This window comes from Azospirillum sp. UENF 312511 (assembly GCF_058780635.1).
The window spans coordinates 674,142-690,606 of sequence record NZ_JBSNCG010000003.1; the positions used below are offsets into that span (position 1 = coordinate 674,142).

Below are 16,465 nucleotides of genomic sequence, written 5' to 3' on the forward strand. Positions count from 1 at the left end.
CCCCAGGTGTTGTCGAGGTCCATTGGGAGGTACATTCGAATGCACATGGTGCGTACACTGTCCATGGCGCTTTGCGCCCTGTCCCTGACCCTGTCCCCCATGGCCGCCGCCCAGGCCCAGCCTTCCTCAAAAGCGCAAAGCCCCAAGGACGCGTCGGTGCCGCCGATCGCCGTGGAGCGCACGGACGAGGGCGAGCCGGTGATCGTTCATGAGGGCGAGGCGTCTTTCTATGGCGGCTCGTTCCACGGCAAGAAGACGGCCAGCGGCGAGCGCTTCGACCAGAACAAGCCGACCGCCGCCTCGCGCGAACTGCCGCTGGGCAGCAAGGTCACCGTGACCAACCAGGACAACGGCAAGAGCGTCGACGTCATCGTCAACGACCGCGGCCCCTATGTGGACGGGCGGGTCATCGACCTGTCGAAGAAGGCCGCCAAGCAGCTCGACATGATCGAGGACGGCGTGGCCCCCGTGCGCGTCGAGGCCAAGCCGTCCGAACAGCCGACCGAGGCTGTGAAGGAAAAGGTCGAGGCCAAGGCCGAGAAGGCCGACCAGACCCAGGTGGCGGAGCAGCCGGGCTCCCAGAAGAAGGGCAACGGCGCGGCTCTGTCCGGGTCGTCCGGGGCCGGTTCGTCCCGCGCCGATCAACAGAGCGGGTCGGGGTCCGACCGCTAAGCCCCTCCGCGCGGCGGACGGGCGGACCTGCCGGCGCGCTGCCCCCGGTCGAAGGCGGCCAGCAGCGCGCCCAGCCCGTCCGACGCCGCGTGGCGCGACCACAGGAAGGGGCGCAGCATGTTGCGGGTCCCGAAGCCGTGCACATGCACCGTGCGGCGCCCCAGCGCCTGCAACCCCTCCCGCGCCACGTCCATCGGATCGGCGGCCCCTGGCAGGGCATTCAGGGCGAAGCCCGCCCGCTTGCCGAAGGCGGTGCGGGTGGCGCCGGGGCACAGCACCAGCACATCCACCGGCATGCGCTTCAGCTCCGTCGCCAGCGCCTCGCCGTAGGCCAGAACAAAGCTCTTGCTGGCGCAGTAGGTCCCGAGGAACGGGATCGGCTGGAAGGCCGCCGTGCTCGACAGCAGGATCAGCCCGGCCCGCCGGCCGTCGCGGGCCGCCCGCTCGATCATGCCGGGCAGCAGCGCGCGGGTCAGCACCGTGGTCGCCACCACGTTCAGCTCCACCGTCGTCCGCTCCGCCTCCGGGCTGTTGTGGAGCACCGGCCCGAAGGCGCCGGACCCGGCGTTGTTGATGAGCAGATCGATCTCCACCGTCTCCGCTTTCTGGATCAGGGCGTTCCGCCCCGCGTCGGTGGTCAGGTCGGTGGCCAGCACCTCCACCCGGCGTCCGGCGGCCTCCAGCTCCGTCTTTGCGGTGTTGAGGGCCTCGGCGTTGCGGGCGGCCAGCAGGAGGCCGGTGTCGGCGGGCAAGGCGCGGGCGAAGCCGGCGCCGATGCCGGAGGTGCCGCCGGTGACCAGCGCGAAGCGGTGGGGCATGGCTCGGATTCCATCGCGGTTCGGGGGATGAGAGGTGACGGTTGGCCGCGGCGGCGCGAAGTCAAGCCATCCGCCCCCGAGTTGCCGCGCATTCCGCGGTGCAGCAGGCCGAATTGTCAGTGTACATATTAACTGGAGCCGCTCCGGACTTTTACTGTCACGGAACTGAAATCGCCGGACCGGAGGAAATAGGCAGGACGCCTCGACTGCCTCCTCTTTCGAAAGAGGTTAGCGGTTTTTTCACTTTTTCAGGCGAGTTGTGTTGCCATCACGTGGTTGCAGTGCATATATCGCGTTGCACCATACGTGTTGTCGCACCGCTCTGCCGGTGCTTGATGAAAAGGAACCGCGGTATGGATGATGTTCGCCAAGTCCTGAAGGACAACGAGGGCCACTGCATCGAGGATTTGACCGTCGGCATGACGGCGTCCTTCGCGAAGACGGTTACCGAAGCGGACATCGTGCTGTTCGCCGGCATCTCCGGCGACACCAACCCGGTCCATCTGAACCAGGAATACGCCAGCGGCACCATGTTCCAGGGCCGCATCGCCCACGGCATGCTGAGCGTCAGCTTCATCTCCGCCGTTCTCGGCACCAAGCTGCCGGGTCCGGGCGCCATCTACATGAGCCAGACCGTGCGCTTCAAGGCGCCGGTCCGCGCCGGCGACACGGTGACCGCCCGCGCCACCGTCACCGAGATCATCCCGGAGAAGCGCCGCGCCGTCGTCCGCACGGTCTGCACCGTCGGCGAGACGGTGGTGATCGAGGGCGAAGCCCTGCTGATGGTCCCGTCGCGCGGCTGATCCCGCAGGCGAGCCTTCAATACGGGCAAGCCTTTAACAAGTGAAATGACTTGCCGGTCGCCGGTGCGTAGACCACGCGCCGGCTCCGGTCTATATAAGACGCCCATGGCATGGCCCGCCCCGGCGGGCCGCCATCGTTTCCGGGGGCCGTGCGCGGCCCGCAGACCATCAGGGCGTGACGCATGCGATTGTTCCGACACACCGCCGACCTGCCGGAGGACGCCCGTGGGGCCGTCGTCGCCCTGGGCAACTTCGACGGGGTGCACCGCGGCCATCAGGCGGTGATCGCCACCGCCCAGAGGATCGCCCGCGATCTCAGCGCGCCCTCGGCGGTGATGACCTTCGAGCCGCACCCCCGCTCCGTCTTCCGTCCCGACGACGCCCCCTTCCGCCTGTCGCCCTTCCGCGTCAAGGCCCGCCACATCGAGGCGCTGGGCGTCGACCTGCTGTTCGTCTGCCATTTCGACGAGAGCTTCCTGCACAAGACCGCCGACGCCTTCATCCAGGAGGATCTGGTGGCCGGGCTGGGCGTGCGGCACGTCGTCTGCGGCTACGACTTCCTGTTCGGCCACGGCCGCGGCGGCGACCCCGCCCTGCTGCGGCAGGCCGGCGCGGCCCACGGCTTCGGCGTGACCGAGGTCGGCCCGGTGGCCGACGACGCGGACGGCGTCTATTCCTCCACCCGCGTGCGCGACGCGCTGGTCGCCGGCAACCCGCGCGAGGCGGCCCGGCTGCTCGGCTCCCCCTGGGAGATCGAGGGGCGCGTGGAGCATGGCGACCACAAGGGCCGCACCATCGGCTTCCCCACCGCCAACGTCGAGCTTGCCGATTATCTCCGCCCCGCCTTCGGCGTCTACGCGGTGCGCACCGGCGTGGACCAGGGGGCGGGCACGGTGTGGCGCAACGGCGTCGCCAATCTGGGCCGCCGCCCGACCGTGGGCGGAACGGTGGAGCGGCTGGAGACCCACATCCTCGACTTCGACGGCGACCTCTACGGCCAGCATCTGCGCGTCCAGCTCATCGAGTTCCTGCGGCCGGAGCGCAAGTTCGGCAGCTTCAACGAGCTGAAGGACCAGATCGTCCAGGACGCCGCCGCCGCCCGCGCCGTGCTGGCCCGGGAACCGCGGACGGAGGGTTGAGCGATGGACCGCGTCATCCTGTTGCTGTTCATCCTGAACCAGGGCGGCCCGACCACCATCGAGTTCCAGACGATGGAGCAATGCAAGGCCGCCGAGCCCGCCATCGTCCAGGCCTACCGCGAGATGACTGGCAACCCGGTGCTGACCCGCTGCATCGCGCTGGCCCTGCCGGGAAAGTGAGTCCATATGGACCGCCCGCGGTGTCCAGGTTAACCTGACGCACGGATTCCACCGGGAGGGTCCCATGCCCGACGGCCGCCTCTACGACACCGACTGGTACGCCTGGACCTTGGAGCAGGCCGCCGCGCTTCGTCGGATGGCGGAGACGCGCGTCAACTCCGAGTTGGATCTGAAGAATCTGGCGGAGGAGGTCGAGAGCTTGGGCCGCAGCCAGGAAAGCGCGCTGGTCAGCGCCCTCACCCACGTCATCGAACATCTGTTGAAGCTGGAGCATTCGCCCGCCCCGGCGCCACGCAACAAATGGATGCTCAGCGTCGTGGAGCAGCGCGGCCGGGCGGTCTACGCGCTGGAGGACAGCGGCACCTTGGCGCGCAAGGCGCCCGATCTTCTCCCGAAGGCGTGGAAGCAGGGGCACCGGCTGGCGGTCAAGGCTCTGGAGCTGTTCGACGGCGTGGCGCCCGAAGCCCTTCCCACCGATTGCCCCTACAGCCTCGCCCAGATTCTGGACGATGACTTCATCCCGCCCAACCGGCACGGGCTGGGCTGACCGACAAGGTCCGGCCATTGCGATTTGCACGCCGGGGGGCTACACACGGGGCAGTTTGAGCCTCCCTGGGAGCCGTTAGGCCATGACCACCGCCGCTTTGCCCGCCCCTGCCAATGGTGATCGGGCCACGATTGCCGCCACCGCCGCGAAGATCCTGCTGGAAATCAAGGCGCTGCATTTCAACGCCGAGACGCCCTTCATCTTCACCTCCGGCTGGGCGAGCCCGGTCTACACCGACTGCCGGCGCATCGTGTCCTTCCCGCGCGCCCGCAAGGCTCTGATGGACTTCGCCGTCCAGACCATCGAGCGCGAGATCGGCTACGAGAGCATCGACGCGGTGGCCGGCGGCGAGACGGCGGGCATCCCCTTCGCCGCCTGGATCGCCGAGCGGCTGGAACTGCCCATGCAGTATGTCCGCAAGAAGCCGAAGGGCTTCGGGCGCAACGCCCAGATCGAGGGCGTGCTGACCGAGGGGCAGCGGGTCATCCTGGTCGAGGACCTCGCCACCGACGGCAAGAGCAAGGAGAACTTCGTCACGGCGCTGCGCAACGGCGGCGCCACCGTGACCGACAGCTTCGTGATCTTCCATTACGGCATCTTCCCGCAGTCGAAGACCAACATGGACCGCATCGGCGTCCGCCTGCACGAGCTGTGCACTTGGTGGGACGTGCTGAAGGTCGCTCGCGAGAACCAATACTTCGACGAGAACACCCTGTCGGAGGTCGAGAAGTTCCTGAACGACCCGGTCACCTGGTCCGCCGCCCACGGCGGCAAGGCCAGCTTCGACTGACGCACCCGGAGGCGCCGCGCCTTGACCGCACCGCCCACACCGCTAATATCCCGCGCGATGCTGCATCCGGCGTGGGTCATGGCGCGTATGGCGCGAATTACCAACCCGGCCTCCTGAGGGGGGCCGGGACCGCCTCGTTTGTGCGTGCGTCGGGGGCCTGACCGCTGCCGCCCGACGGTTCTGCTTCAGGTTCAGGATATCCCCGACATGACCCGCGACTACAAGTCCACCGTCTTCCTGCCCCGCACCGACTTCCCCATGCGCGGCGGCCTGCCCACCAAGGAGCCGGAGCTGCTGAAGCGCTGGGAGGACATGGGCCTCTTCCAGCGGCTGCGCGAGACGGCGAAGGGCCGTGAGAAGTTCGTCCTGCACGACGGCCCGCCCTACGCCAACGGCAACATCCACATCGGCCACGCCGTCAACAAGGTGCTGAAGGACGTCATCGTCCGCTCGCGCCAGATGCAGGGCTTCGACTCCAACTACGTCCCCGGCTGGGACTGCCACGGCCTGCCCATCGAGTGGAAGATCGAGGAGAAGTACCGCGCCGAGGGCAAGGACAAGGACGAGGTTCCGCTCAACCAGTTCCGCGCCGAGTGCCGCCAGTTCGCCCAGAAATGGGTGGACGTGCAGGCCGGCGAGTTCCGCCGCCTGGGCGTCGAGGGCAACTGGGCTGACCCGTACCTAACCATGACGCTGCCCGCCGAGGCGCAGATCGTCCGCGAGATCCACAAGTTCGCCATGAACGGCGGCCTCTACAAGGGCGCCAAGCCGGTCATGTGGTCGGTGGTGGAGAAGACCGCGCTGGCCGAGGCGGAGATTGAATACCACGACCACACCTCGACCACCGTCTTCGCGCGCTTCGCCATCTGGGGCTCGCCGGCGCCAGAGGTCGACGACGCCAACATCGTCATCTGGACGACCACCCCCTGGACCCTGCCGGGCAACCGCGCCATCGCCTTCGGCGACGAGATCGAATACGCGACCTACAAGGTGCTGGCGGTCGAGGAGGGCAGCCTCGCCGAGGTCGGCGAGCGGCTCGTCGTCGCCACCGCGCTGGCCGAGAGCGTCTTCAAGGAAACCAAGATCGCCGACGCGCGGCTGCTGCACCGCTTCCCCGGCTCGCGTCTGGCCGGCGGCTACTGCCACCACCCGCTGACCCGCAGCGGCTACGACTTCAAGGTGCCGCTGCTGGCCGGCGACTTCGTGACGACCGACGCCGGCACCGGCTTCGTCCACATCGCACCGGGTCACGGCGAGGACGACTTCCACTTGGGTCAGGCCAACGGCATCGAGGTGCCGCAGACGGTCGGCGAGGACGGGCGCTACTACGACCACGTCCCGCTGTTCGCCGGCCTGCGCGTCTACACCGCCGAAGGCAAGCCGGGCGAGGCCAACGGCGCCGTGCTGAAGGCCTTTCAGGAGGTCGGGGCGCTGCTCGCCAAGGGCCGGATCAAGCACAGCTACCCGCACAGCTGGCGCTCGAAGGCGCCGCTGATCTTCCGCACCACGCCGCAGTGGTTCATCTCCATGGAGACGAACGACCTGCGCAAGACGGCGCTGCAGGCGATCTCCGACACGACGTGGTTCCCGGCCCAGGGCGAGAACCGCATCCGCGCGATGATCGAGCAGCGCCCGGACTGGTGCATCAGCCGCCAGCGCGCCTGGGGCGTGCCGATCGCCCTGTTCGTCCGCAAGGACAACGGCGCGATCCTGCGCGACGCCGAGGTGTTCAACCGCATCGCCGACATCTTCGAGAAGGAAGGCTCCGACGCGTGGTTCGCCCGCCCGGCGCAGGACTTCCTCGGCAACGCCTACCGCGCGGACGACTACGAGCAGGTCAAGGACATCGTCGACGTGTGGTTCGAGTCCGGCTCGACCCACGCCTTCGTGCTGGAGCAGCGGCCGGAGCTGAAGTGGCCGGCCTCGTTGTACCTTGAAGGTTCCGACCAGCACCGCGGCTGGTTCCACTCCTCCCTGCTGGAAAGCTGCGGCACGCGCGGCCGGGCGCCCTACGACGCGGTGCTGACGCACGGCTTCACGCTCGACGAGCAGGGCCGCAAGATGTCCAAGTCGCTGGGCAACGTGGTCGCCCCGCAGGAGGTCTGCGACAAGTACGGCGCCGACATCCTGCGCCTCTGGGTGGTCAGCACCGACTACACCGAGGACCAGCGCATCGGTCCGGAGATCATCAAGTACCAGGCCGACCATTACCGCCGCCTGCGCAACACGCTGCGCTACATCCTCGGCGCGCTGGCCGACTACACCCCGGCGGAGCGCATCGCCGTCGCCGAGATGCCGGAGCTGGAGCGCTGGGTCCTGCACCGCCTGTCGGAGCTGGACGCGCTGGTCCGCGCCAAGATCGAGGCCTACGACTTCCACGACCTGTCGGTGGCGATCCACAATTTCTGCGCCGTGGAGCTGTCGGCCTTCTACTTCGACGTCCGCAAGGACAGCCTCTACTGCGACGCGGCCGGTTCGGTCCGCCGCCGTTCGGTCCGCACGGTGATGGAGCACCTGCTCTCCACCCTGACCGCGTGGCTGGCCCCGATCCTCTGCTTCACCGCTGAGGAGGCATGGCTCGCCCGTCCCGAGGGCCTGACCGGCGTCGAGGGCTGGAACGAGGAGAGCGTGCATCTGCGCGTCTTCCCGGCCATCCCGGCGGAGTGGCGCAACGACGGTCTCGCCGCCAAGTGGGAGTCCATCCGCACCGTCCGCCGCACCGTCACCGGCGCGCTGGAGCTGGAGCGGGCCAACAAGAGGATCGGCTCGTCCCTGCAGGCCAACCCGACCGTCTTCGTGGACGCGGCGACCAAGGCGCTGCTCGACGGCGTGGACTTCGCCGAGATCTGCATCACCTCGCAGATCACCGTGGCGGAGGGCACGGCACCCGAGGGGGCGTTCGTCCTGCCCGACGTGGCCGGCATCGCGGTGGTGTCCGGCCTCGCCGAAGGGGGCAAGTGCGAGCGCTGCTGGAAGATCCTTCCGGAGGTCGGCACGAACGCCGCACACCCGACGCTGTGCCTCCGTTGCGCCGAAGCCGTGGACGCGGAACCGGCGTTCTGATTTGCAGCAGGCCCCCTCCCCATCCCTCCCCCGCTTCGCGGGAGAGGGAGCGTGATCCCCTCCCTCGCCGAAGGCGGGGGAGGGTTAGGGAGGGGGCCCGAACGCCTTTCACTCTTCGGAGCACTCCATGAGCAGCCTCTCCACGTCCGGCAGCCGCGGCTACACGGTCTTCGGCCTGTCCGTCGCCGCGCTGGTGGTGGTCCTCGACCAGCTCACCAAATGGTGGATCCTCGACGTGGTCATGCAGCCCTACCCACGGGTCATCGAGGTCACGCCCTTCTTCAATCTCGTGCTGGCCTGGAACACCGGGGTCAGCTTCGGCACCTTCGGCAGCTCCCACGCCTGGATGCCCTACGTCCTGGCCGCGGTGGCCTTCGCCATTGTGGTGGCGCTGCTGCTCTGGCTGCGGCAGGCCGACCGGCGCTACCTCGCGCTGGCGCTGGGGATGGTCATCGGCGGAGCCATCGGAAACGTGATCGACCGGTTCCTCTACGGGGCCGTCGCCGATTTCCTCGATTTCCACATCGGGGGGTGGCATTTCTGGGCCTTCAACGTGGCGGACAGCGGAATCAGCGTCGGCGTGGCGCTTCTCGTGCTGGATGGGCTGTTCGCCGGCCGCGAAAAGTCGTAATAGTTCACGCGACGGAGCCGCTATAAGGGACGCGGCCCGACGACAAGCGGCCTGACGACTAGACGACGGGACTCGAACGTGACCATGCTTTCCTTCGCCTCCTCCATCGCACGGCGCTCCACCCGTTCCCTGGGGCGGGGCCCGCTGCTGGGCTTGGCCCTCGTTGCGCTGGCGCTCACCGGATGCTCCGACGTCCGCCGCTCCATCGGCCTCGACCGCCAGAGCCCGGACGAGTTCACGGTCGTGTCCCGCGCGCCGCTGACCATGCCGCCGAGCCTCGCCCGCCTGCCGGAGCCGCGCCCCGGCGCGGCGCGGCCGCAGGACGCCACGTCGGCCGCGGTGGCCGCCGCCTCCGTCTTCGGCGGCTCCTCGCGCACCGCTGCCACTGCCGCCGCCGCCGGACACACGGCGGGCGAGTCGGCCCTGATCGCCCAGGCCGGCGCCAAGGGCGGCATCGAGCCGGGCATCCGCAACAAGGTCGATCAGGAGACGACCCAGCTCGTCGTCGCCGACAAGAGCTGGATCGACTCCCTGCTGTTCTGGCAGACGCAGGAGCAGCCCTACGAGGTCGTCGACCCGAAGAAGGAGAACCAGCGTCTGCGCGAGGCCCAGGCCACCGGCAAGGCGCTGAATGACGGCACCGTCCCGACCATCGAACGCAAGCGCAAGGCGCCGCTGGAAGGGCTGTTCTAAGCCGCTTCCAGGGTCCGAATTCAGGGCTCCAACTCGGGGCATTGTTCCGGGCGCTTCGCCGCACCAGTATCTAGGGGGCGTTCCCAGACGGGGACGCCCCTTTTGCATTCCCGTCCCCTTCGTTCCCAACGAGAGGCCCATGCTCCCCAACGGCCCCACCGCTCCCCCACCCTGGAAACGGCCCTGGCGCCGGCTCGCCACCGCGGGCGTCCTGGCGTTCGCCCTGACTGGCGCCCTGTCCAGCGCCATCCCCGTCATCACGCCGGCCTTTGCCGCCGAGAAGGGCGTCTTCTTTCCGGAGACCTTCACCCTGTCCAACGGCATGCAGGTCGTGCTGGTGACCAACCAGCGCGTGCCGGTGGTCACCCACATGGTCTGGTACAAGGTGGGCGCGGCGGACGAGCCGCGCGGCGTGTCGGGAATCGCCCATTTCCTGGAACATCTGATGTTCAAGGGGACGGAGGAGGTTCCGCCCGGCGCCTTTTCCCGCATCGTCGCCAAGAACGGCGGGCGCGACAACGCCTTCACTTCCTGGGACTACACGGCCTATTTCCAGAACGTGGCGCGCGACCGGCTGGAGCTGGTGATGAAGATGGAGGCCGACCGCATGTCGAACCTCCGCCTCACCGATCAGGTCGTCTATCCGGAGCGGGACGTCATCATCGAGGAGCGCCGCCAGCGCATCGAGAACGAACCCGCCGACCGCATCGGCGAGCAGATCAACGCCACCCTCTACGTCCACCACCCCTACGGCACGCCGATCATCGGCTGGCCGCAGGAGATGGCCACCCTGACGCGGGAGGAGGCGGAGTCCTTCTACAAGAGCTGGTACGCGCCCAACAACGCCGTGCTGGTGGTGTCCGGCGACGTGACGGCGGAGGAGTTGAAGCCGCTCGCCGAGAAATATTACGGCAGCATCGCCGCCCGCCCGGTGCCGGAGCGCGTCCGCGTGCAGGAGCCGCCGATCAGCGCCGCCCGCCGGGTCATCCTGCGCGACGACGAGGTGCGCCAGCCCTCGATCCGCCGCAACTGGCTCGCCCCCTCCTACCGCACCGACAAGGAGGGCTACGCCTACCCGCTCCAGGTTCTGTCGGAGATCATGAGCGGCGGCCCGACCTCCCGCCTCTACCGCAGCCTCGTCGTCGAGCAGCGCATCGCCACCTCGGCCTGGCTGGGCTACAGCCCGTCGTCCTGGGACATGACCTCGCTGGCGGCGGGTGCCTCGCCGGCCCCCGGCGTGACCATGGAGAAGCTGGAAGCGGCGCTGGAGACCGACATCCGGACGCTCGTCGAAAAGGGCGTGACCGAGGAGGAGGTGGCCACCGCCAAGAAGCGCATGCTGGCCGAGGCCGCCTACGCCCGCGACAGCCTGACCGGCCCGGCCCAGACGCTGGGCGCCGCCATCGCCACCGGCCAGAGCATCGACGACGTGGAGAACTGGCCGGTGCGCATCGACGCGGTGACCGCCGATCAGGTCAACGCCGCGGCCCGCGCCGTTCTGGGCCAGACCAACCACGTCACCGGCCTTCTGCTGCCGCTCCAGGACAAGGGAAGCTGAGATGATCGCACGCATCGTGCCCCCTCCCTCCCGCTCTGCGGGTCCCTCCCTCCCCCGCTCCGCGGTGGAGGGCCTGAGCGCCGAACCGGTCCCCTCCACCTCGAAGAGGGGGAGGGTTAGGGAGGGGGCCATCGTCACCATCCTCACCCTGCTCCTGACCGCCTTCGCTGTCGTCACCCCCGCCGCCGCCATCGAGATCAAGCGGGTGGTCAGCCCCGGCGGGATCGAGGCGTGGCTGGTCGAGGACCACAAGGTCCCCATCATCGCCCTGGAATGGGCCTTCGAGGGGGCCGGGGCGTCCGACCCCAAGGGCAAGGAGGGCCTCGCCAACCTCGCCGCCCGCACGCTGGACGAGGGAGCCGGTCCCTATGACAGCCAGGCCTTCGCCGCGCGGCTCCAGGACAACGCCATCGCGCTGGGCTACGACGCCGGACGCGACGGCTTCGGCGGCAGCCTGCGCACGCTGAGCGACCGCCGCGACGAGGCGTTCGAGCTGACCCGCCTGTCGCTGGCCGAGCCACGCTTCGACGCGGAGGCGGTGGAGCGCATGCGCGCCGCCGTTCTGTCCAGCCTGCGCCGCGATCAGGCCGACCCCAACTACGTCGGACGGCGGCTGTTCTATTCCACCGCCTATCCCGGCCACCCCTACGGCGACGAGATCCGCGGCACGCTGGAGTCGCTGCCGACGATCACCCCGGACGATCTGCGCGGCTTCGTGAAGAACGGCTTCGGGCGCGACCGGTTGGTTGTCGCCGCGGCGGGCGACATCAGCCCGGAGGATCTGGGCCGCGCACTCGACCACGTGTTCGGCGGCCTGCCCGCAACCTCCGCGAACGCCGCCATCCCCGACGTCGAGCCGAAGGGGCTTGGCGAGACGCTGGTCGCCACCCGGCCGACCGCGCAGACCGTCATGCTGATGGGCCAGACCGGGCTCAAGCGCGCCGACCCCGACTGGTACGCGGCGACCGTGATGAACTACGTCCTGGGCGGCGGCGGCTTCGGCTCCCGCCTGATGGAGGAGGTGCGGGAGAAGCGCGGCCTCAGCTACGGCGTCTACAGCTACCTGATCCCGATGGAGCATTCCGCGCTGGTGATGGCCGGCGGCAACACGGTGAACGCCAAGGCCGGTCAGGCGCTGGACATCATGCGCCAGGAATGGAAGCGCATGGCCGACCAGGGCGTGACGGAGGAGGAGTTGGCCGACGCCAAGACCTACCTCACCGGCAGCTTCCCGCTCCAGCTCAGCAGCACCCAGGCGATCGCAGGCATCCTGCTCCAGGTCAAGCGCGACGAGTTGGGCATCGACTATCTCGACCGCCGCGACGCCTTCATCAACGGCGTCACCCAGGCCGACGTGCAGCGCGTCGCCAAGCGGCTGCTCGACCCCAACCGGCTGCTGACCGTGCTGGTCGGCCGTCCGGAAGGCGTGACCGCGACGCGGACGATCGACGGGGGGAGCTGACCGGGGCGTGGTCGCGGCGAGCCCCCACCCAACCCTCCCCCGCTTTGCAGGGGAGGTCGGGAGGGGGGCCCAGCGCGACCACCCCCCTCACGCCAAGTCCGGCTGGCTCCCCGGAAAGCGCGGATCGCCGGGATCAATGGGGCGGCCCGGCACCTTGCCGGGGATGATCCCCACCTGATCGGGCCGCTCGTCCTCGCGGCGTTCCTCATCTGTCGGAACCGGCGGATTCTGTTCGGGTTTGTTCGAATCGCTCATGGTCACCTCCTGTCCCGAAAAGAACACAGGGCGGCGGTTGCCGGTTTCATCCACCGCCCCGCATAGTCCGCTTCACCTAGACCGCTTCACCTAGACCTTTGTGCACGTTGGATGCGCCGCTTTGGCGCGTACCCGGCGCGCACCGATCGGTGCTAGGCTCCGCGCACGCGAGAAGGAGGCAAAATCCCAATGTCAGCGCTCACCCGTTCGCCCGCCTGGGAAGCCCTGGCCCGTCACCGCCAGGACGTTTCGACCCTCCATATGCGCGACCTGTTCGCCGCCGACGCCGACCGCTTCAACCGCTTCTCCCTGGAAGCCTGCGGCCTGCTGTTCGATTATTCGAAGAATCGCATCACCGAGGAGACTCGGACCCTTCTCCTCGACCTCGCCCGCCAGCAGGACGTGGAAGGCTGGCGCGACCGCATGTTCGCCGGGGAGCGGATCAACATCACCGAGGACCGCGCCGTCCTGCACACCGCGCTGCGCAACCGCTCCAACCGCCCGGTCATGGTGGACGGCCAGGACGTCATGCCGGAGGTGAACGCCGTCCTGCACCGCATGGAGCGCTTCGTCCGGCAGGTCCGTGACGGCGCCTGGACCGGCTACACCGGCCACCCGATCACCGACATCGTCAACATCGGCATCGGCGGGTCCGACCTCGGCCCGGTGATGGTGACGGAGGCGCTGACCCCCTACCTGCACCCGCAGATCGGCGTGCATTTCGTTTCCAACGTGGATGGCACCCACATCAGCGAGACGCTGGAATGGCTGGACCCGGAGACGACCCTGTTCGTCATCGCGTCCAAGACCTTCACCACCCAGGAGACGCTGACCAACGCCCACACCGCGCGGCGCTGGTTCCTGGAGAGCGCCGGCGACCCCGCCCATGTCGCCAAGCATTTCGTCGCCGTCTCCACCAACGAGGCGGAGGTGCGCAAGTTCGGCATCGACCCGGCCAACATGTTCGGCTTCTGGGACTGGGTCGGCGGGCGCTATTCGCTGTGGTCGGCGATCGGGCTGTCCATCGCGCTCGGCATCGGCATGGACCGCTTCTATGAGTTGCTGGCCGGCGCCCACGAGATGGACGAGCATTTCCGCACCGCGCCGCTGGACCGCAACATGCCGGTGCTGATGGCGATGCTCGGCGTCTGGTACGTCAATTTCTGGGGCGCCAAGTCGCACGCCGTGCTGCCCTACGACCAGTATCTGCACCGCTTCCCCGCCTATCTCCAGCAGTTGGACATGGAGAGCAACGGCAAGACGGTGGACCGCCAGGGCGCGCGGGTGGATTACGCCACCGGCCCGGTGGTCTTCGGTGAGCCGGGCACCAACGGCCAGCACGCCTTCTACCAGCTGATCCACCAGGGGACGGAGCTGGTGCCCGCCGACTTCCTGGCCCCGGCGGAGACCCACAACCCCATCGGCGACCATCACCGCATCCTGCTGTCGAACTTCTTCGCCCAGCCGGAGGCCCTGATGCGCGGCAAGACCGCCGACGAGGTGCGCGCCGAGATGGCCAAGTCCGGCAAGCCGGCCGAGACCGTCGAGCCGCTGGTCCCCCACCGCGTGTTCGAGGGCAACAAGCCGTCCAACAGCATCCTGTTCAAGAAGCTGGACCCGCGCACGCTGGGCGCCCTGATCGCGCTCTACGAGCACAAGGTGTTCGTCCAGGGCATCGTGTGGGCCATCAACAGCTTCGATCAGTGGGGGGTGGAGTTGGGCAAGCAGTTGGCCGGCAAGATCCTGCCCGAACTCCAGAATGGCCCGACCGCCGCGCTGGGGCACGACAGCTCGACCAATGGGCTGATCGGCTGGTACCGCAAGCACCGCTGAGCGGACCTTTACGGCGAACGAAGGAGAGGCGGAAGAGTGGCAGACAGCCGCTTTCCCGCCTCTCCTTGATTCGCTATGGCGCGATCAGCATCATCAGACAACGCCCAGAAGCGCGGGGAAATTGTAAACCGTACTACCAACCTGAAGCTGCTCGATCGTCGAAATTCCCACAGTGTTGGAATTCGTACGGAAATTCTTGATCAAAACGCCGTTGTCGACTTGGCCGTTATCATTGATATCTGATTTCAAGTAAATCCATAGGTCGTTGTTGTTGACCCAGGTCGCTTGAAGATCGCTCAACGTCGCATTGAGGAAAACAAGCCTATCCGCTGAGCCGGGATTGCTGTCGGCAGTGTCAAAGATGTAGGTATTTCCGCCTAGCAACGGATCGTGGAAGTAGGTGTCGTCACCGGCACCCCCGTAAAGCTCGTCCCACGAGTAAGAGCTCCTATCAAAACCCGTGGAAAGTGGGCTGAAGCCGTTGATTTACCTCAGCCCTACCCGGTTTTGATCCGCACTCTAAGAGCCTCCCCCGATCAGCGTATCGTTTCCCGATGCCGAAGTCGTCCCTCCGTAGATCACATCATATCCGCTGCCACCGTGTAACAGGTCCGCCTCGGTGTCGCCGTTCAGAGTATCGTCGCCATTACCGCCCAGAAGCGTATCGGATCCGCCATGTCCGAACAGGTTATCGTTGCCGTCGCCGCCATCCAGATAATCAGCATAGTAGCCGCCGACGATTGTATCGTTGCCGCCCAGGCCGTAAATCGAGAATTGATCCGTGATGGATCCTGGGTAAGACCCGCTCGGCGCCAAATCATTTCCATTGGTCAGGGCATAGCTATAGTAAGTCACAATCATCCTCCACACATTATATTTGTGCACCCACAATAAATGCACACAAAAACAATTATCACGATTCCGTATAAAGCAAATACATTTTTTATAGATATACGAAATCAAAACATACCATGATATTGCTTAGATGCCTAAGTAATCAAAATCTTACTTTTATGCCGTGACCATTGCTTCAAATGAAAGAATGGGCTATAGAAGGAGAAAGGAATCAGGAACTCAGGAGGATGCAGCTATGGATGTTCAATCGGCCTTGACTGGCGCATATTCGACATCATCAGCCTCCTCCTCAAAAGGCACCACCCAGCTACGCACCGCCGACAACAATCAGATTGGCGGCGCAGCCACCTCGACCGCCGAGAGCACAAAGGACACGTTGTCCCTGAGCACCTTGGCGGCGAGTTCTGAAGGGGCCGTCGCTGGACCTTTTCAACAAGCTGAAGCAGAACGAGCGTGCCCTGCTCGGCGACCTCGTGGACAGCGGCAAGGTCACCGGTGACGATGTGAACAACGCGTTGATGGGCAGCCTGAAGCAAGCGCGCCGCTCCAGCTTCGCGACCGGCAGCATGATGTTCGAAACCCAGAACTCCAACCTCTTCGCCCGCGCCGACAGCGTCACTGCGGATGAAATGCTGAAAGCGACGGACAACACGCTTGCCCGGCGCAAGGAGTTGGTTTCACGATTAGGGGAACTGGAAAAGAATGGCCAGGGCGGTTCGGACGATTACAGCGCAGTCCTGCGCGCTCTTTCCGGAATGGAGCCCGGCGCTGACCCCAGAGGCAGTGGGCGGGTGAACGGTCCGCCCCGCTCGACCCGGATCGTGTCACCCTACACCATGAATCTCGGCGACCAGCGCTTCCAGCAGAGTGGAGCGGAGGAGGCGGCAAGCAACAAGTTGAAAGAGGCCGGCGTGTCCTTGTCAGCCCTGTCGGACGCCGCCCGTGGCATAGCAGAGGACGATGTGGCTGGTATCGTGAAGGAAGAAGCCTCGCGCATGGCCAATGCCATGGGGCGCAACGGCGGCTGAGTCAGCGCAGCGGGGTGCCCCGCCAGGACGTCGTTCCGCCGGTGACCGAGGCGCCGGCCGCAGTAAATCCTTGTGCAGCACATCGATCCGGCGTAGGGTGCAGGCCATGAACCCCGTGCGCCTCACCTCTCCCGCCCT

General features: G+C 67.1%; 16 protein-coding genes. 13 read left to right on the forward strand and 3 right to left on the reverse strand.

Annotated elements, in window-relative coordinates; all coding sequences use genetic code 11:
- The first annotated feature begins 39 nt into the window (after positions 1-39).
- Positions 40-672: a septal ring lytic transglycosylase RlpA family protein gene (locus tag ACWPN7_RS14530; protein ID WP_038529136.1), complete on the forward strand. Its 633-nt coding sequence runs from the start codon at positions 40-42 to the stop codon at positions 670-672.
- On the opposite strand, the gene ACWPN7_RS14535 is transcribed toward ACWPN7_RS14530, so the two are convergent.
- Positions 669-1,490: an SDR family NAD(P)-dependent oxidoreductase gene (locus ACWPN7_RS14535; RefSeq protein WP_201043757.1), complete on the reverse strand. Its 822-nt coding sequence runs from the start codon at positions 1,488-1,490 to the stop codon at positions 669-671. The genes ACWPN7_RS14530 and ACWPN7_RS14535 overlap by 4 nt on opposite strands.
- A 353-nt stretch (positions 1,491-1,843) precedes the next feature.
- On the opposite strand from ACWPN7_RS14535, the gene ACWPN7_RS14540 reads away from it, so the two are divergent.
- From ACWPN7_RS14540 to ACWPN7_RS14585, 10 genes are all read left to right on the forward strand, one after another.
- Entirely contained in the window at positions 1,844-2,293 is a 450-nt protein-coding gene (locus ACWPN7_RS14540) for a MaoC family dehydratase (protein ID WP_014239679.1), read from the forward strand.
- 182 nt (positions 2,294-2,475) lie between these two features.
- Entirely contained in the window at positions 2,476-3,432 is a 957-nt protein-coding gene (locus tag ACWPN7_RS14545) for a bifunctional riboflavin kinase/FAD synthetase (RefSeq protein WP_200475970.1), read from the forward strand.
- Positions 3,433-3,435: 3 nt separating this feature from the next.
- A complete protein-coding gene (locus tag ACWPN7_RS14550; RefSeq protein ID WP_014239676.1) occupies positions 3,436-3,612 on the forward strand; it encodes a hypothetical protein in 177 nt (58 codons plus the stop codon).
- A 64-nt stretch (positions 3,613-3,676) separates the two neighbouring features.
- Positions 3,677-4,159, forward strand: a complete 483-nt coding sequence (locus ACWPN7_RS14555; RefSeq protein ID WP_459196957.1) for a DUF29 domain-containing protein — start codon at positions 3,677-3,679, stop codon at positions 4,157-4,159.
- Positions 4,160-4,241: 82 nt separating this feature from the next.
- Positions 4,242-4,949 (forward strand): orotate phosphoribosyltransferase, encoded by a 708-nt coding sequence (locus ACWPN7_RS14560; protein WP_200479574.1) that lies wholly within the window; start codon positions 4,242-4,244, stop codon positions 4,947-4,949.
- A gap of 207 nt (positions 4,950-5,156) precedes the next feature.
- The gene (ileS, locus tag ACWPN7_RS14565; protein WP_459196956.1) at positions 5,157-8,012 is read left to right on the forward strand and encodes an isoleucine--tRNA ligase; all 2,856 of its coding nucleotides are present in this window, start codon (positions 5,157-5,159) and stop codon (positions 8,010-8,012) included.
- A 127-nt stretch (positions 8,013-8,139) separates the two neighbouring features.
- Positions 8,140-8,643 (forward strand): signal peptidase II, encoded by a 504-nt coding sequence (gene lspA, locus ACWPN7_RS14570; RefSeq protein ID WP_014239673.1) that lies wholly within the window; start codon positions 8,140-8,142, stop codon positions 8,641-8,643.
- An 84-nt stretch (positions 8,644-8,727) separates the two neighbouring features.
- A complete protein-coding gene (locus ACWPN7_RS14575; RefSeq protein ID WP_200777075.1) occupies positions 8,728-9,336 on the forward strand; it encodes a DUF3035 domain-containing protein in 609 nt (202 codons plus the stop codon).
- 139 nt (positions 9,337-9,475) lie between these two features.
- Entirely contained in the window at positions 9,476-10,894 is a 1,419-nt protein-coding gene (locus ACWPN7_RS14580; protein ID WP_459196955.1) for a M16 family metallopeptidase, read from the forward strand.
- A 1-nt stretch (position 10,895) separates the two neighbouring features.
- Positions 10,896-12,356, forward strand: a complete 1,461-nt coding sequence (locus ACWPN7_RS14585; protein ID WP_459196954.1) for a M16 family metallopeptidase — start codon at positions 10,896-10,898, stop codon at positions 12,354-12,356.
- Between the two features lie 87 nt (positions 12,357-12,443).
- Here ACWPN7_RS14585 and ACWPN7_RS14590 read toward each other — a convergent pair whose 3' ends face one another.
- Positions 12,444-12,611, reverse strand: coding sequence for a hypothetical protein (locus ACWPN7_RS14590; protein ID WP_459196953.1), 168 nt, complete (start codon positions 12,609-12,611; stop codon positions 12,444-12,446).
- 189 nt (positions 12,612-12,800) lie between these two features.
- On the opposite strand from ACWPN7_RS14590, the gene pgi reads away from it, so the two are divergent.
- Complete coding sequence (gene pgi, locus ACWPN7_RS14595) at positions 12,801-14,444, forward strand: glucose-6-phosphate isomerase (RefSeq protein WP_149649593.1); 1,644 nt, start codon at positions 12,801-12,803, stop codon at positions 14,442-14,444.
- Positions 14,445-14,963: 519 nt separating this feature from the next.
- Here the strand turns inward: pgi and ACWPN7_RS14600 are convergent.
- Positions 14,964-15,305, reverse strand: coding sequence for a calcium-binding protein (locus tag ACWPN7_RS14600; RefSeq protein WP_492273338.1), 342 nt, complete (start codon positions 15,303-15,305; stop codon positions 14,964-14,966).
- A 467-nt stretch (positions 15,306-15,772) separates the two neighbouring features.
- On the opposite strand from ACWPN7_RS14600, the gene ACWPN7_RS14605 reads away from it, so the two are divergent.
- Positions 15,773-16,327, forward strand: a complete 555-nt coding sequence (locus ACWPN7_RS14605; RefSeq protein ID WP_492273339.1) for a hypothetical protein — start codon at positions 15,773-15,775, stop codon at positions 16,325-16,327.
- Positions 16,328-16,465: the final 138 nt, after the last annotated feature.

What these genes read in the sequence shown, in the direction of transcription:
- ileS (WP_459196956.1), top strand. Translation starts at nt 5,157, where the DNA reads ATGACCCGCGACTACAAGTCCACCGTCTTCCTGCCCCGCACCGACTTC.
- ACWPN7_RS14535 (WP_201043757.1), bottom strand. Translation starts at nt 1,490, where the DNA reads ATGCCCCACCGCTTCGCGCTGGTCACCGGCGGCACCTCCGGCATCGGC.
- ACWPN7_RS14550 (WP_014239676.1), top strand. Translation starts at nt 3,436, where the DNA reads ATGGACCGCGTCATCCTGTTGCTGTTCATCCTGAACCAGGGCGGCCCG.
- pgi (WP_149649593.1), top strand. Translation starts at nt 12,801, where the DNA reads ATGTCAGCGCTCACCCGTTCGCCCGCCTGGGAAGCCCTGGCCCGTCAC.
- ACWPN7_RS14530 (WP_038529136.1), top strand. Translation starts at nt 40, where the DNA reads ATGCACATGGTGCGTACACTGTCCATGGCGCTTTGCGCCCTGTCCCTG.
- ACWPN7_RS14540 (WP_014239679.1), top strand. Translation starts at nt 1,844, where the DNA reads ATGGATGATGTTCGCCAAGTCCTGAAGGACAACGAGGGCCACTGCATC.
- ACWPN7_RS14560 (WP_200479574.1), top strand. Translation starts at nt 4,242, where the DNA reads ATGACCACCGCCGCTTTGCCCGCCCCTGCCAATGGTGATCGGGCCACG.
- ACWPN7_RS14585 (WP_459196954.1), top strand. Translation starts at nt 10,896, where the DNA reads ATGATCGCACGCATCGTGCCCCCTCCCTCCCGCTCTGCGGGTCCCTCC.
- lspA (WP_014239673.1), top strand. Translation starts at nt 8,140, where the DNA reads ATGAGCAGCCTCTCCACGTCCGGCAGCCGCGGCTACACGGTCTTCGGC.
- ACWPN7_RS14575 (WP_200777075.1), top strand. Translation starts at nt 8,728, where the DNA reads ATGCTTTCCTTCGCCTCCTCCATCGCACGGCGCTCCACCCGTTCCCTG.
- ACWPN7_RS14555 (WP_459196957.1), top strand. Translation starts at nt 3,677, where the DNA reads ATGCCCGACGGCCGCCTCTACGACACCGACTGGTACGCCTGGACCTTG.
- ACWPN7_RS14545 (WP_200475970.1), top strand. Translation starts at nt 2,476, where the DNA reads ATGCGATTGTTCCGACACACCGCCGACCTGCCGGAGGACGCCCGTGGG.
- ACWPN7_RS14580 (WP_459196955.1), top strand. Translation starts at nt 9,476, where the DNA reads ATGCTCCCCAACGGCCCCACCGCTCCCCCACCCTGGAAACGGCCCTGG.
- ACWPN7_RS14600 (WP_492273338.1), bottom strand. Translation starts at nt 15,305, where the DNA reads ATGATTGTGACTTACTATAGCTATGCCCTGACCAATGGAAATGATTTG.
- ACWPN7_RS14590 (WP_459196953.1), bottom strand. Translation starts at nt 12,611, where the DNA reads ATGAGCGATTCGAACAAACCCGAACAGAATCCGCCGGTTCCGACAGAT.